This is a genomic window from Streptomyces sp. NPDC059002, assembly GCF_042740435.1.
Taxonomy (GTDB): domain Bacteria; phylum Actinomycetota; class Actinomycetes; order Streptomycetales; family Streptomycetaceae; genus Streptomyces.
Window position 1 is genome coordinate 37,314 of the sequence record NZ_JBHYJI010000036.1, and the last position, 23,399, is coordinate 60,712.

A 23,399-nucleotide genomic window follows, 5' to 3' on the forward strand; every position below is an offset into this window, starting at 1 on the left:
CCTATGCCGGTTGCAAGGGCGCAAAGGCGCCAACACGGTCGGGGCGGTGGTGCATTTTGTGCTCTGGGAATTCTCGTGAGCCGCGGGTTGTGGTTCGACTCGAAACGAAGTGCGCCCCGCCCGTCAGCGCCCGTCGAGCAACGACCGCAGTCCCGCCGTGAGGCGTTCGTACTCGGCGGGCCGGTTGTAGATCTGCCCGCAGACACGGATGCCGCCCCCGCCGGGCCAGCCCCAGATCAGCACCCGGCAGCCGAGACGGGCCGCGATCTCCTCGCGCAGAGCGACGGCCTCGGACGAGGTGCGGGCGAGGTTTGGTGGGAGGCGCAGGGCGCGCATGGCGAGACGGTCGTCGGAGGGCAGCGGGGTCAAGCCCGGGAGGCGGGCGAGGAGTTCGGAGCCGTACGCCGCAAGGGCGCTGTTGTGGGCGCGTACCCGCGCGGGCCCGAGACCGGCGAGCAGATCGAGGCCCTCGGGCGCGGCGAGCCAGCCGGTGTAGTCGACGGTCGCCCGGTACTCGACCGCGCGGGGGAAGCCGCGGTCGTCCTCCCAGGACGGCACGGGCGCGGGCACCCGGTCGCGGTGGGCGGGGGAGACCACGAGCAGGGCGGTGCCCGGCGGGGCGTACCCCCACTTGTGGAGGTTGCCGAACCAGAAGTCGGGCGCGCCCGCGAGGGGTTCGGCGAGCATGCCGGGGGCGTGGGCGCCGTCGACCACCGTGGTCACGCCGCGCTCGGCGAGGTCGGCGAGGAGTCCGGGCGTCGCGATGAAGCGGGCGGTGGGCGAGCTGATGTGGTCGAGCAGGGCGACCCGGGTGCGCGAGGTGAGCCCGGCGACGACCGCCGCGCGCACCGCGTCCTCGTCCGGCAGGGCCGGGTCGACGGCGACGGTGGTGACGCGGGCCCGGCGGGCGGCGGCCGCGACGACCGTGCCGTAGCCGTGGTCGGTGACGAGGACCTCGTCGTCGGGCGCCAGGCCGATGGCGTCCAGGGCCAGGTTGGCGGCTTCGGTGGCGTTGTTGACGAACGCGGTCCCCTCGGGGTCCGCGCCGAGATCGGCCGCGATACGGGCGCGGGCCTTGGCGATCCGGTCGGGCACGCCGAGGAAGAACGCGTCGGGGTCGCTGTCGGCCTCCTCCGCCAGCTGCCGGTGGACACGGCCGACGGGAATCGGAACGGCCCCGAAGGACCCGTGGTTGAGGTGGGCGACCTGCGGGCCGAGCCGGAACAGCTCGGCGCCGCCGGGGAACGCGGCCGGGACCTCGGGCGCCGTCACCGTGCCTCCATGGGGGGCGGTGCGGGCGGGGACGACTCGGGGGTGCGTGCTGTGCGCGCTGATATCGGTCACGCGGTCGATTGTCGCGGTACGGGCCGGGCGGGGCACCCTGTCGGAGGCGAGGTCGGGGGAGCGGTGCGGGTGCCGGGGACGGTGCCGGGGACGCGCGCCCCCGTCCCGGTCAGCCGCCGGTCCGTGGTTCCCGTGCCGCCCCGACGGGCGCGGCCCGGCGTGCGAGACCGGCCTCTCCGTCGGCCCGCATCGCCTCGGCCCGCACCGCGTCGATCACCTGCGCGATCAACCGGCTCTGCGCCGTCGGCACCAGGAAACCGGTGCCGCCCGAGAGCGCGCGGTCCACGTCCGTGACCATCAGCTCGTACGGATCGGTCGCCGCGTACTGCCGTACGTCCGCGGCGCCGTGCGCGGGTGCCGAGGTGAGCGTGCACGCGTCCGCTCCCGCCGTGAACGCCGGGTCCGAAAGGCGCAGGACGCCCTCGGTGCCGTGGACGGTGAACTCCTCGCCGAGCGTTCCGTCCAGGGAGCACTCGACCTCGGCGGTCCCGCCGCAGGGGAAGGCCAGCGTCGCCGAGACGACGCGGTCGGCGGACGCGGCGCCCCACCTCTCCCAGCGCGCGTGCGCGACGTGCGGGGTCTGCCAGGCGAACGCCGCCAGCGTGGCCGACAGGGCGTAGTAGCCCACGTCGTACAGGGCGCCGCCGCCGAGGGCCGGGTCCCTGCGGTAGTTGTCCGGTGCCGGTGCGAGGCCGTGGAAGTGGGCCGTGACGTGCAGGGGGCGGCCGACCGCCCCGTCGGCGAGGGCCGCCGCCATGTCCCGGGTCCGCGGGTGCCACCGGTTCCACGCCGCTTCCACGAGCGTCCTTCCTGCGGCGCGCGCGGCCCGTGCCATCGATGCCGTCTCGGCCTCGGACAGGCCGAGCGGCTTCTCGCACAGCACGTGCTTCCCCGCGGCGAGGGCGGCCTCCACCCAGGCGCGGTGGGCGGAGTTGTGCAGCGCCACGTACACGATGTCGATCTCGGGGTCGGCCAGCAGGTCGGGGTAGGCGGCGTAGCTGCGGTGGGGCGCGAGTGCGGCGGCCCGGGCTCCGTCGCGGGCGGCGACCGCGTACAGGCGGGCCTCCGGAGCGGCGTGCACGGCCGGTGCGAGGCTCGACGCGGCGATCGAACCGGCGCCCAGGAATCCCCAGTTGGCCATGTCATACCTCCGTCGGCCGCAGGCGGTGCGCGTCGTGCAAGGCGCTCTCGTCCAGGAGATCCGGCGCGAGATCCTCCGCCGCCAGGTCCTCCGGCGCGAGGCCCTGCGCGTGCAGCAGGTCCAGGACGAGGGAGCTCCAGCCGAAGGAGCGTGCCCCGTGTCCCGCCCCGTCGTAGGGGCCGTAGCACTCGCGGAGTCCTTGGGCGGCCACGCACGCGGACGTGCGCAGGGCGAGGTGCCGTGCCTCGTCGAAGTATCCGCGGTCGCGCAGGCCCCAGTACAGGTACCAGTTGAGGTTCACCCAGCTCGATCCGCGGAAGATCGCGCCGGTGGCGAACGTCGGGTCGAAGGACGGCTCCGTCGCGGCCACGCTCGGCACCGGGTTCGGCAGCCAGAACTCCCGCTCGTTGAGGAGGTGTTCGTGGATGAGGCGCTGCGCGATCGGCTCGGGCAGGGCGTCGCCGATCAGCGGGAAGAGCGAGCTCGCCGTCAGGACCGTCGAACGCCGCCCCGACACCAGGTCGAGGTCGAAGAACGCGCCGCGCTCCGGGTCCCAGCAGTGCTCGATCAGCGCCGCCCAGATGTCCCGCGCCGCCGCCGCGGTGCTCTCGGAGAGTGCGGCGGGGGCGCCGACCTCCGCCTGCATCCGGGCCAGGGACGTCAGGCCGTCGGCGTAGATCGAGTTGACCAGGACGTCGTTCCAGACGAACGCCCGCGCCTCGCGCAGCGGGCTCTCCGGGCGGCGGTCGTGGGAGTAGCCGTCGATGAGGCGGCGCATCGCCGCGTGCCAGTCGTCGCGCACCGTGGCGCGCGAGGACGCGGCGAGCCCGAGGGCCTCGTCGTACTTCGGGCTCATGTCGAGGCCCGACTCGTCGGGCTGGTAGATCTCGATGAGGCCGGTGCGCGGGCTGCGCCGGTGCCGGTGCAGCCAGTCGAAGAAGCCCTGCACGGCGGGGAGCGTGCGCTTGAGCCAGGCGAGGTCGAGTGTCGCCTCGTAGACGCGCTCGACGGCCCGCGCGACCACGGGCGGCGCGATGGTGACGGAGCGCCAGCCCTCCCACAGGTCGATCCGGAACTCCGCGGTCGCGCGGGGCCGCAGGTCGTCCTGCCAGAGCACCATGTGCGGCAGGAACCCGGTGCCGGTGACGGCCGAGAGCAGCGACGACAGCTCGGTGCGCGCCCGTTCGGTGTCGACGTGCAGCAGGGCGATCGCGTGGAAGCTGCTGTCCCAGGCCCACTGGAAGGGGTACGTCTCGGGTGAGGGACAGGTGTAGTCGTAGGCGAGGCCCGCGCCGTCCGAGTAGCCGGTGCGCCGGTTCTCGCGCAGCACCTGCGCGGCCCTGCGCGCCGCCGTCGCGTGACTGGTCAACTCTTGACCTCCGAGGGGTGCGTCCGCTCGGCGGGCGGGAGGGGGGTGGATGGGAGGGGGGTGGATGGGGATGGATTCGGGGTGGACGAGGGGGTACGGGGGCCGCGGTCCAGGAGGACGAGCAGCGCGGCCACGGCGATGAGGAGCGCCGTCACCCCGAACGCCGGGCGGACACCGACGCGGTCGGACAGCGCGCCGAGCAGCAGCGGGGCGCACATGATGGCCGTGGACGCCGTGAGATAGACGCGCGCGGTGAGGTCGGCCCGCTCGGGCGCGACCTCGATGGCCAGCGAGAGCACCAGCGGGAAGAGGTTGGCCACGCCGAAGCCCGTGACGAAGAGGGCGACGAGGGCGACGGCGGCGGTCTGCGCCGTCCACAGCAGCAGGAAGCCCGCCCCCGTCACGGCCAGGGCGGCGACGACGAGGCGCCGGGCCCGCCCCGGCCGGGCCACCGAGCTGCCGACCAGGCGCCCGGCGAGTGCCCCGGCGGCGAACAGGCTCATCGCCGCCGCCGCACTGTCGGTGCTCAGGCCCACCCCGCTGGACAGGTGCGGCGCGCCGTAGAACACCACGCAGAACTCCAGGCCGACGACGGTGCCCAGCAGGGCGCACAGCAGCCGGAAGCGCGCCGGAAGCGGACCGCGAACGGCCGTGCTACCGGCCGCCGTTCGCGCGTCCGGCGCCGATCCCTTGTCCTCCTGGTCCTTCTGGTCCTCCTGGCCCTCGTGCGCCGCCGCTCCCGCGGACCGCTGCGGCGGCGCGCCGAACGGCACCCGTCGGCAGACGGCGTACAGCACGGCGCCCGCGAGGAGCGGCACCAGGAGCGTGGCACGCCAGCCGGGGCCCGCCGCCTGGCACGCGCCGACGGCCAGCGGGGCGAGCAGCGCCGTGGCACTCGCGCCCGCGTTCGCCTCCACCAACGCCCGTTCGCGGTACGGGCCGTGGTGATCGGAGAGCACCGTCGCGGTCGCCGTCTGCAGCGTCGCCCCGGTGACGCCCATGGCGAGCGAGGCGGCCAGCGTGTAGGCCACGCCCGCCCACGCGCCGAGGGCGAGCAGCAGCGCGCCGACCGCCAGGGCACCGGCCGCCGCCCAGAAGAGGCGGCGGCAGCCGAGCCGTGCGCTGACCCGCGCGTACACCAGGTTGGTGATGATGCCGCCGCCCGCGAAGAGGGTGGAGTGCGCGCTCATCGCGGCGTACGACAGGTCCGTCTCCTCCCGCAGCAGCGGCAGCAACGGGCCCTGGACGTACAGGACATAGGCGTACAGGGCCAGACCGCCGTACGCCATGCCCGTGACGGAGTCGCGGGTGAACGTCCCTGGTGGGCCGGTCACACCGCGGCCCCGGTCGGCCGGCCGGTGAGGCCCACCCGCACCGGCTCGCCCAGGTCCTGCTCCGCCCCCGTCCGAGCGAAGACGTCCGGCGCGAGCAGGGAGGTCTTCATCGAGGCGCCCTGCCCGTACTCGGTGAACGCCCGCCGCACCCCGTCCTCGTCGTCCAGGGACACGTACGAGGTCATGAGCGGCCGGGCGTCGACGAGCCCGGACTCGATGAGCCGCAGCGCCACCCCGGCCACCTCGGCCGAGCGGGCCATCGGGAACTGGCGTACGTCGAAGGGGGCGGCCCGCAGGCTGAGGCCCTTGGCCAGGATCATCCACGTGTTGATCAGCTGCGGCACGGCGGTCGCCCCGTAGACGACATAGGCGCCGCCGGGCCGCAGGAGCCCCATGGCCTGCTCGCGCACGTCCTTGGGGCCTTCGACGGAGCCCTCGACGTGCGGGAGCGCGTCGAAGACGTAGTCGGCGTACGTGTCGTGGTGCTCGCGCACGAAGTCGGCGAGGACCTCGGTCTGGGTCTCCGTGTTGAAGGCGAGACCGGCGCCGTTCTCGCAGGCCAGGCGCAGGCGTTCGGCGTTGCGGTCAAGGACGGTGACATGGCCGACGCCGAAGTAGCGGCGCAGCACCTGGACGGCGAGCAGCGCGCTGGGGCCGCAGCCGAGGACGACGCAGGTGTCGCCGGGCCGCGGCGGGTTCCACAGCAGCGAGCGCAGCACCGAGGTGAGCGGTTCGACGACGGTGGCCAGGGACGAGGGGACGGAGGCGGGCAGGATCACCGAGGCCGCCTGGTCGGCGTCGTAGAAGTTGCGGTCCGTGTACCAGGTGGTCTCCGCGCCGGTCTGGCCGGGGAACAGGGGGCGCAGCGCCCGGTATTCGGCCATGCCGCCGAAGTCGGTCTGACCCCAGTAGCAGATGCGGTCGCCGGGTTCCACGGACCCCTTGAGCGAGCGTCCCACTTCCAGGACGCGGCCGACGTACTCGTGTCCCGGGATGATCGGCCAGGCGCCGGGGGACAGATGGCCGCGGAAGTACGAGACGTCTGTCGAGCAGATGGAGACCGCCTCGGTTTGCATCACTATCTCGTCGGGACTGCACACGGGGTCCGGCACCGTGGACAGGGCGAGTTCGCCGGGGGCGGTCATCATGTGGACGTACATGGTTCTCCCAAGAAGGGTGATTCCGGGCACTGCACGGTGCCGGGTGAGGGTGGGTGGAACAGGGGGGTGAGGGGCGGGTGCCCTCGGGTCAGGAAGGCTCGGGGCCGGGTGCCGCCCCCGCGGGGCGGCCGAAGACCGGCAGCAGGTCCAACGGGGTGCGCAGCGTGAGGTCGGCGGGCGCGCCGGGGTCGTACTGATGGCCCCAGCCCGCCGCGGCCGCCCGGGCGCCCGCGGCCCGCGCGGCAAGGAGGTCCCGCGGCGCGTCACCCGTGTAGACCGTGTCGTGCGCGCGCACCCCGATCCGCAGGCAGGCGCTCAACACGCCCTCCGGGTCCGGCTTCTGACGGTCCACCTCGTCGCCGCCGACGACCGCGTCGAAGCGGTCGGCGAGGCCGGTGGCGGACAGCAGGATCTGTGCGGCGCGACGGCTCGCCCCGGTGAACACCGCCAGCGGGACGCTCCCGTGCAGCGCGTCGAGGGTGTCCCGGATGCCCGGATAGACGACGGCGCCCGCGGCCGTGTCGGCGAGGACCGCGTGGTAGAGGTCCAAGTCGTCCTCGGCGCACGGCCGTTGCAGAAGCCGGGACAGCATGATGCGCGGCGGCCCGAGAGCGTAGAGGGCGACGACCTCGGCCCGGCCGGGCGACGGCCCGCCGAGCCTGCGGACGGTCTCGACGAAGGCGTCGGGCACCACCTCGCCGGAGTCGAGGAGGGTGCCGTCCATGTCCCAGACGAGGGCGCGCGGCAGGGCGCCGTTCGCGCCGCTCATGAGGACGGCTCCACGAACCACGCCTCGGTGCCGCCCTTCAGCGCCCGCTCGATCTTGAGGCGGTTCTTCTCCTCCATGTCGGGCAGCGCGTCGGCGGGGAACCAGGCCACTTCCAGGGACTCGTCGTCGTTGACCCGGGCCCGACCGCCCACCGGACGGCAGCGGAAGGCGATGTCCAGGTACTGCGCCCGGTCGCCGTTGGGGTAGGTCATGGACGGCTCGGTGTAGACCGTGCAGATGCGCTCGGGCACCACATGGACGCCCGTCTCCTCGTGCACCTCGCGCACGATGGCCGGGGCGGGCTGCTCGCCGGGTTCGAGCACACCGCCCACGATCGCCCACAGTCCGTTGTCCGCGCGCCGTACGAGCAGGATGCGCTCGTCGTCGTCGACGACGACCGCGCTGACCCCGGAGAGCCAGAGGAGTTGCGTGCCGACGTGGGCACGCAGGTCCGCGAGGAAGGGGGGAACCGGCATGGTGTCAGGTCTCCTGTAGGTCGGGGGCTCGGTCGTGTCCGGGGCCGCGTCGGCCGATCGTCATGCCGCCGTCGACGTGCCAGGTCTGGCCCGTGATGTCGGCGGCGTCCGCCGACGCGAGGAACGCCACGGTCGCGGCGACCGTCGAGCCCTGCTGGAAGCGGCCCAGCGGAATGCCCGCGAGCGTCGTGTCGCGCACGGCACCGGCGTCGCTGCCGAGCAGCCCGCCCTGACGGCGGAAGTCCTCGGTGATCATGTCGGTCTCGACGATGCCGGGGCAGACCGCGTTGACCCGCACGGCCGGTGCGAGTTCCACGGCCAGACTCCGGGTCAGGCCGAGCAGCGCCGCCTTGGTCGCCGCGTAGTGCGAGATCAGCGCCTGGCCCTGGACGGCCGCCTGGCTCGACACGTTCACCACGGCGCCGTCGCCCGCCGCCGTCATCGCGGGCACGAGCAGCTGGGTCAGCACGAAGGCGCCCCGTACGTTGACGGCCCACACCTCGTCCAGGTCGTGCTCGGGGACGTCGGTGAAGCGGTGCAGGGTCGCCGTGCCCGCGTTGTTGACGAGGACGTCCACGCGGCCCGATCGCGCAAGGGACTCGGCGGCGAGGGCGCGCACCGACGCGGGGTCCGCCAGATCGCAGCGGATCCCGGACACGGAACCGGGCCCCGCACCGTCCAACTCCTCGACGGCATCGGCCAGCGGCCCGTCCGAACGGCCGGTGATCAGTACGTCGCCGCCCTCCTGGACCAGACGGCGCGCCACGTCCCGGCCGATGCCCCGGGTGCCCCCGGTGACCAGGCACGTGCGGCCGGTGAACCGCCCGGTCATCGCGGACCTCCCGACGTGGTGCGGCCTTGCGGCCTCTCGTGCTCCTCCGATGTCGTACGCGCCCCGGACGCGACGTCCAGCGCGGCGCGCAGCAACGCCGACGCGTCCTCCAGACGCTCCCACGACACGTCGAGGATCACCTCGTCGAATCCGGCCGCCATCGCGGCGGCCGTGGCGGCCGCGCACCGCCGCTCGTCCGTCCCCGGCGGGCAGTTGACCTTCAGGACGCGCTCGGCGCGGCCGCCGCGCCCGTGCGCGGACCGCTCGTCCTCCAACCGGCCGATGGCGGCGGCCAGTTCGGCGCCGTCCAGCGCGTCGGCGTCGGCCACGGCGAGCCAGCCGTCGCCGAGCAGCGCGGCACGGCGCAGGGCCGGCCTGCTCATCCCGCCGATGAGGATCGGCACGCCCTCGGCCCGGACGGGACGGGGATACATCAACAGCCCCTCAGGAACGGAGACCTGCTCGCCGTCGAAGCGGTCGGGCCTGCCGCACCAGCAGGCACGCAGCACCCGGATGCACTCCTCCATGCGCCTGCCGCGCCCGGCGAAGGAGTGGCCGAGCGCCTGCATCTCCTCGGCGAGCCAGCCCGCGCCGACTCCCAGGCGCAGCCGCCCTCCTGACAGCACGTCAAGGCTCGCCGTCGCCTTGGCCAGCTCGACGGGATTGCGCTGCGGAAGGATCAGGACGGCGGTGCCGATCCTGGCCCGCTCGGTGACCGCGGCGGCCTGCGCCAGGGCGACGAGCGCCTCGAGCTGCGGGGCCGCCGGGTCCCAGTCGATGCGGCCGTCGGCGCCGTAGGGGTAGGGCGACGCGGGGTCGGCCACCATCGCCAGATGGTCGTTGACCCACAGGGACGCGGCGCCCTCCTGCTCGGCGGCGCGGGCCACTTGGGCGATGCCCGGGTCCCAGGCACGGCGCGAGGTCGTCGGCAGCGAGATGCCCACATCCATGGCTCACACCCCCCGGCCGGTGAGCGAGAACCTGCGGTGCGCCGTCGACTCCTCGTAGGGCAGCCGCTCGGGCGGGCAGCTCAGCTCCATCTGCATGCCCCAGGGCGTCAGGAAGTACACCCAGCGCATGCCCGCGATGGGCCCGGATGCGACGGTCCGCGGCGCGCCGAGGACGCGTACGCCGGGCTGGGCGCGGAGATGGTCGGCGGCCGCGTCGATGTCGGTGACGTGGAAGGAGAGGTGGTGGCCGCCGTAGTCGCTGTTGCGCGGCATGATGCGGCGCTGGTCGGGGGAGCGGTAGGCGAACAGCTCGACATTGGTGACGGGGCCCAGGCGGAGCATGGCGATCTCCGCCACGGCGCGCGGGTGGACGTTGAGGTTCTCGCGCATGGAGTCGTCGTCGGCACGCACGGGCTCCTCCCGGTACAGGAGGTCGGCGCCGAGCACCTCGGTGAAGAAGCGGACCGCCTCGTCGAGGTCCGGCACGGTGTACGCGACGTGGTCGACGTGCGTGGCCGAGGGGATCCCGTGGGTGCGCACCCCGTGGTCGGCGGGGGCGGGCGGGTGTGGGGGCAAGGTGACTCCCGGGTGGTGACGAGGGCAGTGTGGGGAGAGGGTGAGAGGGGGGGGCGGGGCCGGGGCGGGAAGCCCGGTGCGGTGGGGGCGGGCCCGGGGCCTACATGCAGGGCGCCCGGCGCGGCAGTCGGCGCGACACCCGCTCGGGGACCGTCGTGAGGACCAGGACACGGGTCGGCCCCGCGCAGGTCAGCCGCACGGCGGCGCCCGCGGGCACGAGGGCCACGTCGTCCGCGGCGAGCGCACGCCGTGCCCCGCCCGCCTCCTGGAACTCGCCGCCGCCCGCGAGCACGTACCAGACGCGGTCCGTGCCGGTGTCCGCGGGGAACTCCAGCGTGCCGCCCGCGTCCAGGGCGAGATGGTCGACGGCCTCGCACTCGCTGAACAACATGCCGCGCCGGGCCAGCGTGCGCCAGCGGATGTCGCCGTCGGCGCGGTGCGAGACGGATGCCGAGCGGCTGTCCGTGACGATCACTTCTCGCCCTCCGGATCCCCGGCGCCGTCCTCGACGACGAACGTCGCACAGATCAGCTCGATGCCCTCCGCACCGGCCTGCACGACCAGGTCCTCACCCAGCGAGGTGGTCAGCGCCAGGTCCGCCCGCACGGGAACCGTCGACGCGCCGCACCGCGCGACCCCCGCACCGGACCGTACGAAGACGCTGTGCTCCTGGCCCGCGCCGGAGAACTTCTCCGCGGCACCGGCCGCCACCCGGACGCGCCGGACCCGGCGCAGCGGACCTTGCAGGACGGGGCGCGGGTCGATGTCCCCCTGCTCGTCCAGGCTGACGACGGCCGTCGCTCCCGGCGGCGGTACCGGCATGTTCTCCTCGCCTTCCCGGCCGTCGATGGCCGTGTGTGCCGTACGGATCGTGCGGTGCGCGGGGACCTCCAGCGTGAGCCAACTCAGGTCCTCCGTACCGGTGTTGCGCAGTGCGTGGGTGGCGCCGAGCCCGGTGAGGATCAGCTCGCCCGCCCGCACGGGGTGCGGTGAGCCGTTGAGCAGGGCCTCGCCCTCGCCGGTGAGGAGGATGTACATCTCCTCGGTCCTGGTGTGGCGGTGCTCGCCGCTGAGACCGCCGGGCGGCACGCAGGCCCACTCCACCGCCTCGTACGGACCGAGCAGGGCCCGGCCCGCCGCCAGCGAGCGCCACCGGGTGTGTCCCGTCGCGCCGTGCACGCCGAAGACGTCCGAGGGCGTGCCGAGGTCGGAGACCTGGAGTTCACCGTGCATGGTGCGACTCCGTCTCCGTCAACTCCTGTGCGGCTTCGTGCAGTTCACGGGCCGTCACATCATTGGCGAAGCAGGCGTCGCCGATGCCGACGGGCAGCGGGAGGCGCTGGAGTCCGTCGCGGTGGCGCACCGTGTCCGCGAGCGCGCGCTCCAGGCGGTCGCCGGTGCACACCGGGTGGCTCAGCGGCAGGTCCAGGCGGCGCATCACGTTCAGCGCCCGCTCCTGCTCGCCGTCGGTGACCAGACCGCGACGGCGGCCGATGACGGTGGTCAGGGCCATGTCGAGGTTGACGGCCTCGCCGTGCAGGAGCGCGGGCAGCGCGTCCATCTCCAGGGTCGGGCTGAAGGTGTGCCCGTAGTCCACCAGGCGCTCCAGGCGGCTCTCCCAGAGGTTGGGCTGCAGCTCTTCGAGCATGCCGTGGATGGCCCGCTCCAACACCTCGGCGGCCACCGGGTCCTGGTCGAACCGGCCCTGGAACGCGGTCTCGACCAGCTCCTCGGCGTGGCCCTCCAGGAGGGCGAACAGCCGGGCGTCCTTGACCAGGGCGATCTTCAGGATCTCCGCGAGGCCGTTGCTGAGGTGGCGCCGGTCGAGCGTGGTGAGGAAGGCCCGGTCCAGGAGGGAGACGGCGGGCGCGGCGTACGTGCCCAGACGGTTCTTGCCCGCGTCGAAGTTGATGCCCGTCTTCACGCCGACCCCGGCGTCGACCAGGCCGATGAGGGTGGTGGGCACGCGGACGTACGGAGTGCTGCGGCGGTACATGCTGGCCGCGAAGCCGACGATGTCCAGGAGCACACCGCCGCCGATGGCGATCACCGGGTCGTGCCGCCGGGAGATGCCGAACTCGTCGATGCCGCGCACCACGCGCAGCACGCTGTCCATGGTCTTGGCCTCTTCGCCGGTGGGCAGCACGCACAGCCGTCCGGTGAGGCCGTGGGCGGCGAGGTAGGCGCGGATGCGCTCGCCGTACAGGGCGTCGACGTGCGCGTCCACGACCACGAAGCGGCGGTTGCCGGTGCGTTCGGTGGTCCCCGCGGTGGCCAGGTCGGTGGAGGCGGGGTCGAGCAGGCCGTTGACCATCCGTACTTCGTACTCGACGGGCTTCACCGCCTGGACGACCCAGCGGGGTTCCTGGTGGCGGTCGGTGCGCAGGCCGGTGGGGAGGGCGTCGGGATCGAGGGAGTCGAGGGTGTTCGTCATGGCACTTCCTCAGGTTGGTTCGGGGGAGGTGAAGAAATGTCAGGTCCAGGCGGGGGGCCGGGCGTCGAGCACCTGCCCCGACACATGGGCGGCGTCCTCGGAGAGCAGGAAGCACGCGGCAGGCAGGTTGTCGCGGACGTCGGGCAGGGCGGGGTAGGGCGTGGTCAGGCCGAGGGCCTTCTCCTTGCGGTTCAGATGGTCGCGGGCGAGCGGCGTCTCGCCCGCGATGCCCAGGGCGTTGACCCGCACCGGGGTGTCGGCCAACTCCTCGGCGAGGCACCGCACATGCTGTTCGAGGGCGGCCTTGCCCGCGCAGTAGGCGGCGAGGGCGGGCACCGGGACGCGGGCGCCGCGCGAGCCGATGGCCAGGATGCTGCCGCGCCCGCGCTCCCGCATCGGCGGGACCACGTGCCGCAGGCAGCGCACGAATCCGACGAAGGTCACGTCGACGACCCGGGCGACCTCGTCGACAGGGACCTCCCAGCCGGGCCCCACGGCGGAGGAGTCCGCCGGGCAGTAGACGAATCCGTAGGGCGCTCCGAAGCGGGCGTCCGCGTCGGCGAAGAACGCCGCGACCGACTCGTCGGAGGTCACGTCGACCGGCGTGTAGGGCACGCCACTTGGCCCTTCGGGTGACCGAGCGCCCGCCAGGACGGCATGGCCCCGCCGGGTGAGCTCCTCGGCGAGGGCGGCGCCGAAGCCGCTGCTCGCGCCGATGACGACGACGGGTTCCTGGGACATCTGGTGCTCTCCGTTCGTTCCGTGGCGGGCGTCAACTGGTGTGCTGCCGGGGCGGATCAGGCCCGCAGCTCCTGATAGAGGCGGTAGTGGTCGGCGAGTTCGCGCTCGGCGAGGAACAGCTCCGCGCACCGGCGGTGCGCCGCGTCCCCGAGCCGTCGGCGCAGCCCTTCGTCGGCAAGCAGCCGCAGCACCTGCTCGGCGAACTCCCCGCCGTCCCGCGCGTCCGCGACGAGCAACCCCTCGCGTTCGTGGCGCAGTTGGGAGGGAATGCCGCCGACCCGGCTCGCCACGACCGCCGCGCCCTTCCACATGGCCTCGGTCACCGTCAGGCCGAACCCCTCGCGCAGGCTCTTCTGCGCGATGACGTCGGCCCGCCGCTGCAGGGCGTTGACGAGCAGTGCGTTGCCCTCGGTGTCCTTGAGCGTCAGCTTCACCAGGTGGACGCGCGCCCTGACGGGTGCGGGCAGGGCGAGCCAGGCGTCGTGGACGCGCGCGAAGATCTCCGCGCCCTCGGGGTCGTCGGGGATGTCGAGCGGCTCCGGCCCGGCGAGCACGAGGTGGGCGGCGGCGCGCCGGGGCGCGATCCGCTCGGCGAAGGCGGCGAGCACGCCTTCCATGTCCTTCAGGGGGTCCCAGCGTGAGACCTGGAGGACCACCTCCGCGCCGGGCGGCAGCGGCGCGTCCTGGAGGACCGTCGCCGTGCCCGCCCGCACCGGTCCCGGGCCGCCGGCCGGGTCGGTCTCCAGGCCGATCGCGCGCAGGGCTGCGGCCCCCTCGTCCGGCGCGAGGGCACGGTTCTTGGCGGCGGCGGGGTCGATGGACGGCGGGATCAGGACGCACTGTTCGGGGCGCAGGCCCGGGGGCGCGTACCCGTCGACGGAGAAGACGCAGCGCAGCGGCGCGTCCAGGTAGGGGCGCAGGAACTCCCAGGTCTCGCGGACCTCGGGCGACGCGTGGTCGGTGCTGCCGATGTGGCACCGCCAGGCCACCCTGACCCCGGCCGCGGACAGGGCGGGCGCCAGGCCGAGGGACTGCGGGTCGTGCAGGACGCAGAGGTCGCCGGGCGCCAGATGGCCGAGGACTTCCGCGCCCAGCTGCCGGGTGGTGGCCGCGTAGATCCGCCGCTCGTCGCCGCCGAGCGCGCCGTGCGGGTCGCGGTAGCCGTGCAGCCGGTGGTGCAGGCGCTTGGTGACCGCGAAGAACTCCGCGTCGCCGCCGAGCGCGAGCCACTTGGTGGGGACGCCCGCCGCGTTGTGTGAGGGGACGGCCCTGCGCAGGAGTTCGGCGACGCCGCCGCCGTGCGCGGTCGTGTTGATGTGCCAGACGGTCCGGCCGTGCGGCGGCGCGGCGGGCTCGGACGGCCGTGGCGCGGGGGGCAGGTCGACGAGGGAGACGCTCAACGGGGGCCTCTTTTCTGGTGCGTACGCGGATCTGCTGGGGCGCACGCGGAGTTCAGGTGACGCGCAGGACCACGGCCTCGTCCGCGTCGAGGAGCAGGGGAAGGTGCGAAGGGCCGGACGCGGCACGGTCCGACGTGGCGGCGAGGACCTCGAACGGGCCGTGCGGTCCTTCCGGTTCCTCGGGGAAGACGTCGGTCGCGGTGAGCCGCCGCGGGGTGCCGGTGAGGTTCAGGAGCACGAGCAGCACCGCTCCTTCGCGGTGGCGCAGATAGCCGACGACGCCCTCGGGAAGCCCGGCCAGCAACGTCTGCTCGCCGTGGCGCAGTTCGGGCCTCGCTCCGCGCAGCCGGAGCAGCTCGCGGGTGAGCGTCAGCATGGAGCCCGCACGCCCGTCCTGCGCCTCGACGCCGCGTACGGCGGGGTCGTCGGCGAACGGCAGCCAGGGCGTGACGTCGTCGCGGGTGAATCCGGCGCCGGGCGCGTCCGACCAGAGCATGGGGGAGCGCTGCGGGTCGCGGCCGAGGCCGAGCGCCTGTCCCGTCCTGCCCCAGGGGTCCTGCACGAGGTGGGGCGGGACGTCGGCGTCGGGCAGCGCGAGCTCGTCCCCGGCGTACAGCGTGGGCGTGCCGCGCAGGGTGAGCAGGAGCAGCATGGCGACGCGGGCCTGGGCGGGGCCGAGCCGGGATGCCACGCGCGGCTCGTCGTGGTTGCCGACGACCCAGCTGGGCCAGGCGCCGTCGGGCAGCACGGAGTCGATGCGCGCGACGAGGTCCCGTACGTCGTCGGCCCGCCAGGCCGTCTGCAGCAGGCCGAAGTTGAAGGGCATGTGCAGCTCGTCGAGCTGTTCGCCGTAGTACGTGGCCCACTCGGCCCAGTCGAAGACGTGCACCTCGCCGACGGCGATGCGGCTGCCGGCGGGGCCGTAGCTCTCCAGGAGTTCCCGCAGTTCGCGGTAGAGGCCGTGGTTGTCCGGGTGGCCCTTGTCGTGCACGTGCTGCTGCGCGTCGTAGTCGCCGTAGGGCCGGTGCATCGCGAGGGTGCCGTCGGCGGCGGGCGGGTTGTCGCGCAGCTGCGGGTCCTTCATCGGGAAGTGCGCGCAGTCGATGCGGAAGCCGTCCACGCCCCGGTCGAGCCAGAACCTGGCCACGTCGAACATGGCCTCGCGCACCTCGGGGTTGCGCCAGTTCAGGTCCGGCATCGTGGGCAGGAAGGAGTGCAGGTAGTACTCGCCGGTGGCCTCGTCGAGGGTCCAGGCGGGGCCGCCGCCGAAGACGCTGAGCCAGTTGTTGGGCGGTCCGCCGTCGGGTGCGGCGGGGCGCCAGACGTACCAGTCGCGGCGGGGGTTCTCGCGGTCCTCGCGGGACGCGGCGAACCAGGGGTGGTCGGACGAGGTGTGGTTGGGGATGTAGTCGACGAGCAGGCGCAGGCCGCGCTCGTGGACGGCGGCGAGCAGCCGGTCGAAGGTGTCCAGGTCCCCGAACAGCGGGTCCACGGCGGTGTGTTCGCTGACGTCGTAGCCGAAGTCCCGCATCGGGGAGCGGTAGAAGGGGGAGAGCCAGATCGCGTCGACGCCCAGGCCCGTGATGTGGTCGAGGCGGTCGATGACGCCCTGGAGGTCCCCGACGCCGTCGCCGTCGTGGTCGGCGAAGCTGCGCGGGTAGATCTGGTAGACGACGGCGCCCTGCCACCAGGGCGCGGTGTCATCGGCGGTCATGCCGGGGCTCCCGCGGTCGGGTGGAAGATGGTGTCGAGCTGCGGCAGTTCGGGGGTGGGGCCGAGCGCTTCGACCAGTCCGGCGAGACCTGCGGGCAGGTCGACGGTGGGCCGGTAGCCGAGGCCGCTGAGGCGGGAGATGTCGGCGACGAGGCGGTAGGTGTCGTCCGTGACGGTGTCGTCGGTGAGCATCCGCGGCCGACGGCCCGTCACCTCGTGGATGTGCTCGACGAGTTGGCGCAGCGAGACCTCGCGCCCGGAACCCAGGTTGTATACCTCGCCGTCGTCGCCCCTGGCGGCGAGCAGCAGCAGTGCCGTGACGATGTCGTGGACGTGCACGAAGTCGCGGGTCTTGCGGTCGGGGTCGCCGGTCACGCGGATGGGTCGGTCGTTGAGGTGCCAGCGCAGATACTGGCCGACCTCCGCGCCCGCCCTGCGGGGGTCCTCGCCGGGGCCGTAGATGACGAAGGCCCGGCCCATGACGGCGGACAGGCCGTACGTGCGGGCGTAGGCGCGGACGACGTGTTCGCCGCTCAACTTCGATGCGCCGTAGGGGTAGTACGGCAGGGTGGGGTGCTCCTCGTGCTGCGGCACCGCCTGCGGGGTGCCGTAGACCATCGCGGACGACAGATAGACGAGGCGGGGGAGCGAGGCGAGCCGTGCGGCCTCGCAGACGTTGAACGTGCCGAGCGCGTTGGTCTCGAAGTCGAGCCGCGGGTCCGTGACGGCCACCGTGCCGCTGGAGTTGCCGCCGAGGTGGAACAGCAGGTCCAGGTCGCCGAGCGCGGTCGTCAGGGTCCTGGGGTCGCGCAGGTCGACGGGCACGTGCCGCACGCCGTCCGGCAGGTCCACGCCGTCCGGCGCCGCGAGGTCGAGGACCGTCACGGACAGACCCTGGGCGTGCAGGGCGCGCACGAGGTTGCGGCCCACGAACCCGAGGCCACCGGTGACGCCGACGCGCCGGAACGCGGGCGTCGCACCGGTGAACGCCGAGGGAATGTGCGGGGATGGGGGCAGCATGCGATGTCCTCCGCTGGGCGACAGGGGTCACGGTGGATGGGGGGGGAAGGGGTTTTTGTATTCATCAGGGCGCGGTCGAGCAGCCGTTCGCGCCGCCCCTTCACAGGGGCATGTGTTTAACCGCCGTTTCTGGAAACGCTGTGGAAACGTCCGGAAAACAGTGCGCGTCGGCATCGGCCGCGGCGGAAAGGGGTAATCGATCGACCCTTGGTGATGAAGGTCATCTGGCGGTGTGATGCGGCACCTTGTAAAGGCGCACCGGGAAAACACCTCGCAAGAGCAAGAGAATCAGTAGCACTCGTAATGTTGTTGGGTACACGGGTTCTGTGTCAACCACGTTGATGATCTTGGCTTGTTCGCGATCCGGGAGCCGATTCCTTTCGCTTTGAAGGTCCATCGCTAAACAGTTCACTTTTCAATTGGGGCCCTGTCGGCGGGCGTTGACCGGTCGCCCTTGACGGTGAGCGGTCTATACAGCTAGACAGGATGAGCAAGGCCGGTGGCGTCCGCCCGGCCCGCGCACACGGACCTCCAGCGGACGCGGGAAAGGAAAGGCGATGAAGTTACTCGTCACCGGCGGCGCGGGCTATGTCGGCAGCGTCGTCACGGCGCAGCTCCTGGAGGCCGGGCACGACGTCGTGGTCCTCGACGACTGCTCCACCGGGCACGCCGACGCGGTGCCCGACGGCGCGCGGCTGATCGTCGACACCCTGCGCGACGGCGCGGAAGCCGTCCTGACCAGTGACTCCTTCGATGCGGTGCTGCACTTCGCGGCCAAGTCGGTGACCGGCGAGTCCGTCGAACGGCCGGGCTTCTACTGGGAGCAGAACCTCGGCCAGTCCCTGGCCCTCTTCGACGCGATGCGCCGCGCGGAGGTGCGCCGCGTCGTCTTCTCCTCGACCGCGGCGACCTACGGCAACCCCGAGCGCACCCCGATCACCGAGTCGGACCCCACCCGCCCCGTGAGCCCGTACGGCGCGACCAAACTCGCCATCGACACGGCCCTCGCCTCCTACGCCGACCTGCACGGATTCGGCGCGGTGAGCCTGCGCTACTTCAATGTCGCCGGTGCCTACGCCGGACGCGGCGAACGGCACGAACCCGAGACGCACCTGATCGCCAACGTGCTCGCGGTGGCCGCGGGGCGCACCCCGGAAGTGAAGATCTACGGCACCGACTACCCGACGCCCGACGGCACCTGCCTCCGCGACTACATCCATGTCGGGGACCTCGCCCGGGCCCATCTCCTGGCCCTCGACGCCTGTATGGCGGGGCGCCACAGAGTGTTCAACCTGGGGCGCGGATCCGGCCATTCGGTACTGGACGTCGTAAAGGCATGCCGCGATGTCACCGGGCATCCCATTCCCGTTTCCTTCGCCGAACCGCGGGCCGGTGACCCCACGGTCCTCGTGGCCTCATCGCAGAAAATCACCGAAGAGCTGGGCTGGAAACCGGAGAAGGACCTGCACGACATGGTGGCCGACGCCTGGGCGCTCATCCGCCCCGCCTGAATTACGCCACCCGGCACGCACGCGGCAGCCCCCTGACGGGCTGCCGCGAACCATGCCCGAAAACCAGTACTCCACGGGGAAATCCCGACCATGAGCACAGGAGAAGGCCCTTTATGAACACGCACGGGGAATTCCGCACCGCCGTCGTCCCCGCGGCGGGACTCGGCACGCGCTTTCTGCCCGTCACCAAATCCGTCCCCAAGGAACTCCTGCCGGTCATGGCGACCCCGGCCATCGAGATCGTCGCGGCCGAGGCCGCCGACGCGGGTGCCGAGCGCCTCATCACCGTCACCTCCCCCGAGAAGGAGGCCGTGGCCGCGCACTTCTCCCGCGACCACGACCTGGAGAAGCTCCTGGAGGCCCGCGGCAAGGACGCCGCCGCCGAGTCGATCCGGCGCGCCCCGCAACTGCTGCGCGTCGAGAACGCCGTCCAGCAGGAGCCGTTGGGCCTCGGCCACGCCGTCGCCTGCGTCGAACCCCACCTGACCGAGCGGGACACCGCGGTCGCCGTCCTGCTCCCCGACGACCTCGTGCTGCCCGCCGGCGTCCTGACGCGGATGTCCGCCGTCCGCCGCCGCCACGGCGGGACGGTGCTGTGCGCCTTCGAGGCGGCCCGCGAAGACCTGTCCGCCTACGGCGTGTTCGACGTGACCGACACGGACGAGCCGGGGGTCAAACGCGTACGCGCCATGGTGGAGAAGCCCGATCCGCGCGACGCCCCCTCCACCCTCGCCTGCGCGGGCCGCTATCTGCTCGACCGTGAAGTCTTCGGCCCGCTGCGGGAGATCGGCCCCGGACCGCGCGGGGAGATCGACCTGACCGACGCCATCTCCGTCCTCATCGACCGCGGGCACCCGGTGCACGTGGTGCTGCACACCGGAGTCCGGCACGACATCGGCACCCCCGGCGGCATGCTCCGCGCGACGCTGGACGCCGCCCTGCGCGACCCGGCGCGCGGCCCGGCCCTGCGCAGCTGGCTGCGCGACCGCGTCGACGCCGATGCCGAAGAGGACACCCTTGCCGTCGGCTGAGCGCGCAGGCACCCGCCCCGGGGAACGTGCCCGTCGCCAACAGGAGAGACGCGAAAGCCCCATTGGACCGCTCACTAGGATGCGCGCATGCCCTCCCGCGGAACCCAGCCCGACTTCGCCCCCCGCTACCACACCATCGAACAGGCCCTGCGCCGACGCATCGCGGACCTCCAGCCGCATGCCCCGCTGCCCTCGGAGACCGAACTGGCGCGGGAGTTCGAGGTCAGCAGGATGACCGCGCGCTCCGCGGTACTGCGCCTGGTGGCCGACGGACTCGTCTACCGCCAGAGCGGCCGCGGCACGTTCGTGGCGCCGCCGCCGAGCGGCCGCCGCGTGGACAGCCTGGTCCGGTTCAGCGAGGAGATGCGACGCCAGGGCCGCCGTCCCTCCTCGGAGATCGTCGCCCGTGCACGGCGCGGGGCCACCGCGGCGGAGGCCGAGCAACTGCGCCTGGCGGCAGGCGCGGACGTGGTGTCCATCGAGCGGGTCCGCCTCGCCGACGGCACTCCGGTCGCCCGCGAACGGTCCGTCTTCCCCCTCACGGTCTCCGCGCTCCTGGAACGCGACCTCGCCACCGGCTCCCTGCACGAGGCACTCGCGGACCTGGGCCACACACCGTCCTTCGGGCATGCCGTGCTCAGCGCGGACAACGCCACCCACGAGGACGCCGAACTCCTCGGCCTGGACAGGGGAACGGCCCTCCTGGTGGAGCGCCGCCTCATCCTCGACCAGCACGGCGACCCGCTGGAATCCACCGAGTCCCGGTACGCGGGCGACCGCTACTCGCTCACCGTGACCTTCGACGTCGAGCACGGCTGACACCGGCCCACGGCCGCCGTGCCCGCACCCGCACGCACCAAGGAGGGGCATGCGTACTTCATTCCTGTCCACCGCAGGATCGGCCCACAAGCCCAACGAGGACTTCCTGGCCGTCAACCCGCAGGTGGCCGTGGTGGTGGACGGGCTCTCGTCACCGCCCGAACTGGGCAGCGGCTGCGTGCACGGCACCCCCTGGTACGTCGCCCGCCTCAGCACGTATCTGCTGCACGCGGCGACCTCCCGCCCGCAGAACCCGCTCGCCGACTGCGCGGCCGAGGCCATCAGCCGGGTCGCGGCGCTCCACCGCGACACCTGCGACCTCGGCCACCCCGGCACCCCCTCGTCCTCGATCGCGCTCCTGCGCGAGGGCCCCGACACCCTCGACTACCTCTCCCTCTTCGACTCCGTGCTGCTCGTCGACGGGCCCGGGGGACTGCGCGTGATCTCCGACCACCGTGCCGACGACTTCGCGCAGGAGGAGCACAAGGCGACCCTGGACCACCGCATCGGCACCGAGGAACACCGCAGGGCGGTCAGCGCCCTGGTGGCCGCGCAGCGACCGCACCGCAATGTCGCCGACGGCTACTGGGTCGCGGGCTCCTCGCCGGACGCCGCGCACCACGCCGTCACCGGCACGCTCCCGCGCGCGGCAGTGACCCGCGCCGCGGTGCTGAGCGACGGTGCCTCGTGCCTCGTCGAGGACTACGGCGTCACCGGCTGGCGGGAGACCCTGGACATCCTCCAGGACAAGGGGACCGGGGAACTCGTCCGGCTCGTGCGCGAGGCGGAGGCGGGCGACCCGGAGGGGACGCGCTGGCCGCGGTACAAGGCGGGCGACGACTGCACCGTCATCTACTGCGAGTTCGACGACGCCGACTGAGGGGCGGGCGCGCGGGGGGCCGTTCCACCGGGTTATAAGGTTAGGCTAACCTCTGCGACGTGCATGAAGGTGAGAAGTCCACCGCGGCCACGCGCCCCCGGGGTCATGAACTGTCGGCCACCGGCGTCACCGTGGCGTACGACGGCGTCGACGTCGTCCACGACGCCTCGATGACGGTCCGCCCCGGCGAAGTGACCGTCCTCGTGGGCCCGAACGGCAGCGGCAAGTCGACGCTGCTGCGCACGCTCGCCCGGCTGCAGCGCGCCAGGACCGCCACGCTCCGCATCGACGGCGACACCGACGGCCTCGCGCTCGGCCCCCGCGAGTTCTCCCGCCACGTCGCCCTGCTCACCCAGGGACGGCCCACGCCCAGCGGCCTGACCGTGCGCGACGTCGTCGAGTTCGGCCGCTATCCGCACCGCGGCCGCTGGGGCAGGGCGGATCCGGGCGGCCGGGACGCGGTGGACCGCGCGCTCGCCATGACGGGCGTCGAGGACCTCGCCGAACGCGGCGCCGAGCATCTGTCCGGCGGGCAGCTCCAGCGGGTCTGGCTGGCCGGCTGCCTCGCCCAGGAGACCGGCGTGCTCCTGCTCGACGAGCCGACCAACCACCTCGACCTGCGCTACCAGGTCGAACTCCTCGACCTCATGCGGGACCTGGCCGACCTGCACGGCATCGCCGTAGGCGCCGTCCTGCACGACCTCGACCAGGCCGCGGCCGTCGCCGACCGGATCCTGCTGCTCGACGAGGGACGCGTCGTCGCGGACGGCGACCCCGACGACGTCCTGACGCCGCAGCGGCTCACCGACACGTACGGCATCCGTATCGAAGTCGACTCCGATCCCCTCACCGGCCGCCTGCGCACCCGCGCCATCGGCCGTCACCACTCGCGAAGCGAAAGGCTCAGCACCACCTCATGAGACGCCTCCTGATCGCCGCGGCGGCCGCCACCGCCGCGGTTCTGACCCTGTCCTCCTGCGGAACCACCGAGCCCGCCGCCGACGACGCGAAGAAGAAGGGTGAGTCCCTCACCCTCACCGACGGCACCGGCACCAAGGTGAAGCTGAACGGGCCCGCCAAGAAGGTCGTCGGCACCGAGTGGAACGCCGTCGAGAGCCTGATATCCCTGGGCGTCGCGCCGACCGGCGTCGCCGACGTCAAGGGCTACAAGACGTGGGACACCGCCGTCCCGCTGAAGAACGACCCCAAGGACGTCGGCACCCGCGGCGAGCCGAGCATGGACGCGATCGCGTCCCTGAAGCCCGACCTCATCATCGCGACCACCGACCTGCCGGCCGCCGCCGTGAAGCAGATGCGCGACATCGCCCCGGTCCTGAACCTGCGTCCGGCCGACGCCGCGAACCCGCTCGGCCAGATGACCGAGAACCTCGACCTGCTCGCCGAGGCCACCGGCACCACCGAGCGGGCCGCGAAGCTCAAGAAGGACTTCGAGGCGAAGCTCGCCGAGGGCAAGAAGGCACTCGCCGACGCGGGCCGCGGCGGCGCGAAGTACGCCTTCGCCGACGGCTACGTCACCGGCAACCAGACCTCGATCCGGCCGTACACCAGCGGCTCGCTGATCGGCGCCGTCAACGAGAAGCTCGGCCTGAAGAACGACTGGACGGGCAAGGGCGACAAGGCGTACGGCCTCGGCTCCACCGACGTCGAGGGGCTCACCAAGCTCGACGAGGACGTGCACTTCGCCTACATCGGCAACGACGGCGACAAGGGCAGCAACCCCTTCGCCGGTGTCCTGAAGAAGGACAAGGTCTGGACGTCGCTGCCGTTCGTGAAGAAGGGCAACGTGCACCGGCTGCCCGACGGCATCTGGATGTTCGGCGGCACCGGATCGATGAGCCAGTACGTCGACTCCGTCGTCGAGGCGCTGAAGAAGTAACC

The 23,399-nt window shown here is 73.0% G+C and carries 23 protein-coding genes; 6 read left to right on the top strand and 17 right to left on the bottom strand.

From position 1 onward, the window contains the following. Positions 1-123: 123 nt before the first annotated feature. The 17 genes from ACFWZ2_RS27935 to ACFWZ2_RS28015 form a co-directional block, all read right to left on the bottom strand. Positions 124-1,344: an aminotransferase class V-fold PLP-dependent enzyme gene (locus ACFWZ2_RS27935; RefSeq protein ID WP_384550251.1), complete on the bottom strand. Its 1,221-nt coding sequence runs from the start codon at positions 1,342-1,344 to the stop codon at positions 124-126. 109 nt (positions 1,345-1,453) lie between these two features. Next, positions 1,454-2,485: a Gfo/Idh/MocA family protein gene (locus ACFWZ2_RS27940; protein ID WP_384550253.1), complete on the bottom strand. Its 1,032-nt coding sequence runs from the start codon at positions 2,483-2,485 to the stop codon at positions 1,454-1,456. Position 2,486: 1 nt separating this feature from the next. Then, on the bottom strand, positions 2,487-3,854 hold the full coding sequence (locus tag ACFWZ2_RS27945; RefSeq protein WP_384550255.1) for a trehalase family glycosidase: 1,368 nt from the start codon (positions 3,852-3,854) through the stop codon (positions 2,487-2,489). Beyond that, the gene (locus ACFWZ2_RS27950) at positions 3,851-5,188 is read right to left on the bottom strand and encodes an MFS transporter (protein WP_384550257.1); all 1,338 of its coding nucleotides are present in this window, start codon (positions 5,186-5,188) and stop codon (positions 3,851-3,853) included. The genes ACFWZ2_RS27945 and ACFWZ2_RS27950 overlap by 4 nt, the downstream gene beginning before the upstream one ends. After that, entirely contained in the window at positions 5,185-6,348 is a 1,164-nt protein-coding gene (locus tag ACFWZ2_RS27955) for a zinc-binding dehydrogenase (protein ID WP_384550259.1), read from the bottom strand. The genes ACFWZ2_RS27950 and ACFWZ2_RS27955 overlap by 4 nt, the downstream gene beginning before the upstream one ends. An 88-nt stretch (positions 6,349-6,436) precedes the next feature. Next, the gene (locus ACFWZ2_RS27960; RefSeq protein WP_384550261.1) at positions 6,437-7,117 is read right to left on the bottom strand and encodes an HAD family hydrolase; all 681 of its coding nucleotides are present in this window, start codon (positions 7,115-7,117) and stop codon (positions 6,437-6,439) included. Next, positions 7,114-7,593, bottom strand: a complete 480-nt coding sequence (locus tag ACFWZ2_RS27965; protein ID WP_384550263.1) for an NUDIX domain-containing protein — start codon at positions 7,591-7,593, stop codon at positions 7,114-7,116. Before ACFWZ2_RS27965 ends, ACFWZ2_RS27960 begins: the two co-directional genes overlap by 4 nt. 4 nt (positions 7,594-7,597) lie before the next feature. Next, on the bottom strand, positions 7,598-8,425 hold the full coding sequence (locus tag ACFWZ2_RS27970; protein ID WP_384550264.1) for an SDR family NAD(P)-dependent oxidoreductase: 828 nt from the start codon (positions 8,423-8,425) through the stop codon (positions 7,598-7,600). Next, entirely contained in the window at positions 8,422-9,375 is a 954-nt protein-coding gene (locus ACFWZ2_RS27975) for a TIGR03619 family F420-dependent LLM class oxidoreductase (protein ID WP_384550266.1), read from the bottom strand. The genes ACFWZ2_RS27970 and ACFWZ2_RS27975 overlap by 4 nt, the downstream gene beginning before the upstream one ends. 3 nt (positions 9,376-9,378) lie before the next feature. Further along, on the bottom strand, positions 9,379-9,951 hold the full coding sequence (locus ACFWZ2_RS27980) for a VOC family protein (RefSeq protein ID WP_384550268.1): 573 nt from the start codon (positions 9,949-9,951) through the stop codon (positions 9,379-9,381). A gap of 100 nt (positions 9,952-10,051) precedes the next feature. Further along, positions 10,052-10,426, bottom strand: a complete 375-nt coding sequence (locus ACFWZ2_RS27985) for a hypothetical protein (RefSeq protein ID WP_384550270.1) — start codon at positions 10,424-10,426, stop codon at positions 10,052-10,054. Next, the gene (locus tag ACFWZ2_RS27990) at positions 10,423-11,184 is read right to left on the bottom strand and encodes a cupin domain-containing protein (RefSeq protein WP_384550272.1); all 762 of its coding nucleotides are present in this window, start codon (positions 11,182-11,184) and stop codon (positions 10,423-10,425) included. Before ACFWZ2_RS27990 ends, ACFWZ2_RS27985 begins: the two co-directional genes overlap by 4 nt. Next, positions 11,174-12,385, bottom strand: a complete 1,212-nt coding sequence (locus ACFWZ2_RS27995) for a sedoheptulose 7-phosphate cyclase (protein ID WP_384550273.1) — start codon at positions 12,383-12,385, stop codon at positions 11,174-11,176. The genes ACFWZ2_RS27990 and ACFWZ2_RS27995 overlap by 11 nt, the downstream gene beginning before the upstream one ends. A gap of 39 nt (positions 12,386-12,424) precedes the next feature. Continuing rightward, positions 12,425-13,126, bottom strand: a complete 702-nt coding sequence (locus ACFWZ2_RS28000; protein WP_384550275.1) for an SDR family oxidoreductase — start codon at positions 13,124-13,126, stop codon at positions 12,425-12,427. Between the two features lie 56 nt (positions 13,127-13,182). Continuing rightward, on the bottom strand, positions 13,183-14,526 hold the full coding sequence (locus ACFWZ2_RS28005) for a glycosyltransferase (protein WP_384550277.1): 1,344 nt from the start codon (positions 14,524-14,526) through the stop codon (positions 13,183-13,185). A gap of 52 nt (positions 14,527-14,578) precedes the next feature. Further along, a complete protein-coding gene (locus tag ACFWZ2_RS28010; RefSeq protein WP_384550279.1) occupies positions 14,579-16,240 on the bottom strand; it encodes an alpha-amylase family glycosyl hydrolase in 1,662 nt (553 codons plus the stop codon). Continuing rightward, entirely contained in the window at positions 16,237-17,259 is a 1,023-nt protein-coding gene (locus ACFWZ2_RS28015) for an NAD-dependent epimerase/dehydratase family protein (RefSeq protein WP_384550281.1), read from the bottom strand. The genes ACFWZ2_RS28010 and ACFWZ2_RS28015 overlap by 4 nt, the downstream gene beginning before the upstream one ends. A 557-nt stretch (positions 17,260-17,816) precedes the next feature. On the opposite strand from ACFWZ2_RS28015, the gene galE reads away from it, so the two are divergent. The 6 genes from galE (at position 17,817) to ACFWZ2_RS28045 (ending at position 23,397) form a co-directional block, all read left to right on the top strand. Continuing rightward, positions 17,817-18,770: a UDP-glucose 4-epimerase GalE gene (gene galE, locus ACFWZ2_RS28020; protein WP_384550283.1), complete on the top strand. Its 954-nt coding sequence runs from the start codon at positions 17,817-17,819 to the stop codon at positions 18,768-18,770. A 113-nt stretch (positions 18,771-18,883) separates the two neighbouring features. After that, positions 18,884-19,801, top strand: coding sequence for a UTP--glucose-1-phosphate uridylyltransferase (locus ACFWZ2_RS28025; RefSeq protein ID WP_384550285.1), 918 nt, complete (start codon positions 18,884-18,886; stop codon positions 19,799-19,801). 87 nt (positions 19,802-19,888) lie between these two features. Next, positions 19,889-20,620 (top strand): GntR family transcriptional regulator, encoded by a 732-nt coding sequence (locus tag ACFWZ2_RS28030; RefSeq protein ID WP_384550287.1) that lies wholly within the window; start codon positions 19,889-19,891, stop codon positions 20,618-20,620. Positions 20,621-20,669: 49 nt separating this feature from the next. Then, complete coding sequence (locus ACFWZ2_RS28035; RefSeq protein WP_384550289.1) at positions 20,670-21,500, top strand: hypothetical protein; 831 nt, start codon at positions 20,670-20,672, stop codon at positions 21,498-21,500. 59 nt (positions 21,501-21,559) lie between these two features. Further along, the gene (locus tag ACFWZ2_RS28040) at positions 21,560-22,420 is read left to right on the top strand and encodes an ABC transporter ATP-binding protein (protein WP_384550290.1); all 861 of its coding nucleotides are present in this window, start codon (positions 21,560-21,562) and stop codon (positions 22,418-22,420) included. After that, complete coding sequence (locus tag ACFWZ2_RS28045) at positions 22,417-23,397, top strand: ABC transporter substrate-binding protein (protein ID WP_384550292.1); 981 nt, start codon at positions 22,417-22,419, stop codon at positions 23,395-23,397. The genes ACFWZ2_RS28040 and ACFWZ2_RS28045 overlap by 4 nt, the downstream gene beginning before the upstream one ends. Positions 23,398-23,399 lie beyond the last annotated feature (2 nt).

What these genes read in the sequence shown, in the direction of transcription:
- ACFWZ2_RS27940 (WP_384550253.1), bottom strand. Translation starts at nt 2,485, where the DNA reads ATGGCCAACTGGGGATTCCTGGGCGCCGGTTCGATCGCCGCGTCGAGC.
- ACFWZ2_RS27995 (WP_384550273.1), bottom strand. Translation starts at nt 12,385, where the DNA reads ATGACGAACACCCTCGACTCCCTCGATCCCGACGCCCTCCCCACCGGC.
- ACFWZ2_RS27970 (WP_384550264.1), bottom strand. Translation starts at nt 8,425, where the DNA reads ATGACCGGGCGGTTCACCGGCCGCACGTGCCTGGTCACCGGGGGCACC.
- ACFWZ2_RS27960 (WP_384550261.1), bottom strand. Translation starts at nt 7,117, where the DNA reads ATGAGCGGCGCGAACGGCGCCCTGCCGCGCGCCCTCGTCTGGGACATG.
- ACFWZ2_RS27955 (WP_384550259.1), bottom strand. Translation starts at nt 6,348, where the DNA reads ATGTACGTCCACATGATGACCGCCCCCGGCGAACTCGCCCTGTCCACG.
- ACFWZ2_RS27990 (WP_384550272.1), bottom strand. Translation starts at nt 11,184, where the DNA reads ATGCACGGTGAACTCCAGGTCTCCGACCTCGGCACGCCCTCGGACGTC.
- galE (WP_384550283.1), top strand. Translation starts at nt 17,817, where the DNA reads ATGAAGTTACTCGTCACCGGCGGCGCGGGCTATGTCGGCAGCGTCGTC.
- ACFWZ2_RS28000 (WP_384550275.1), bottom strand. Translation starts at nt 13,126, where the DNA reads ATGTCCCAGGAACCCGTCGTCGTCATCGGCGCGAGCAGCGGCTTCGGC.
- ACFWZ2_RS27975 (WP_384550266.1), bottom strand. Translation starts at nt 9,375, where the DNA reads ATGGATGTGGGCATCTCGCTGCCGACGACCTCGCGCCGTGCCTGGGAC.
- ACFWZ2_RS28045 (WP_384550292.1), top strand. Translation starts at nt 22,417, where the DNA reads ATGAGACGCCTCCTGATCGCCGCGGCGGCCGCCACCGCCGCGGTTCTG.
- ACFWZ2_RS28025 (WP_384550285.1), top strand. Translation starts at nt 18,884, where the DNA reads ATGAACACGCACGGGGAATTCCGCACCGCCGTCGTCCCCGCGGCGGGA.
- ACFWZ2_RS28010 (WP_384550279.1), bottom strand. Translation starts at nt 16,240, where the DNA reads ATGACCGCCGATGACACCGCGCCCTGGTGGCAGGGCGCCGTCGTCTAC.
- ACFWZ2_RS27965 (WP_384550263.1), bottom strand. Translation starts at nt 7,593, where the DNA reads ATGCCGGTTCCCCCCTTCCTCGCGGACCTGCGTGCCCACGTCGGCACG.
- ACFWZ2_RS28015 (WP_384550281.1), bottom strand. Translation starts at nt 17,259, where the DNA reads ATGCTGCCCCCATCCCCGCACATTCCCTCGGCGTTCACCGGTGCGACG.
- ACFWZ2_RS28030 (WP_384550287.1), top strand. Translation starts at nt 19,889, where the DNA reads ATGCCCTCCCGCGGAACCCAGCCCGACTTCGCCCCCCGCTACCACACC.
- ACFWZ2_RS28035 (WP_384550289.1), top strand. Translation starts at nt 20,670, where the DNA reads ATGCGTACTTCATTCCTGTCCACCGCAGGATCGGCCCACAAGCCCAAC.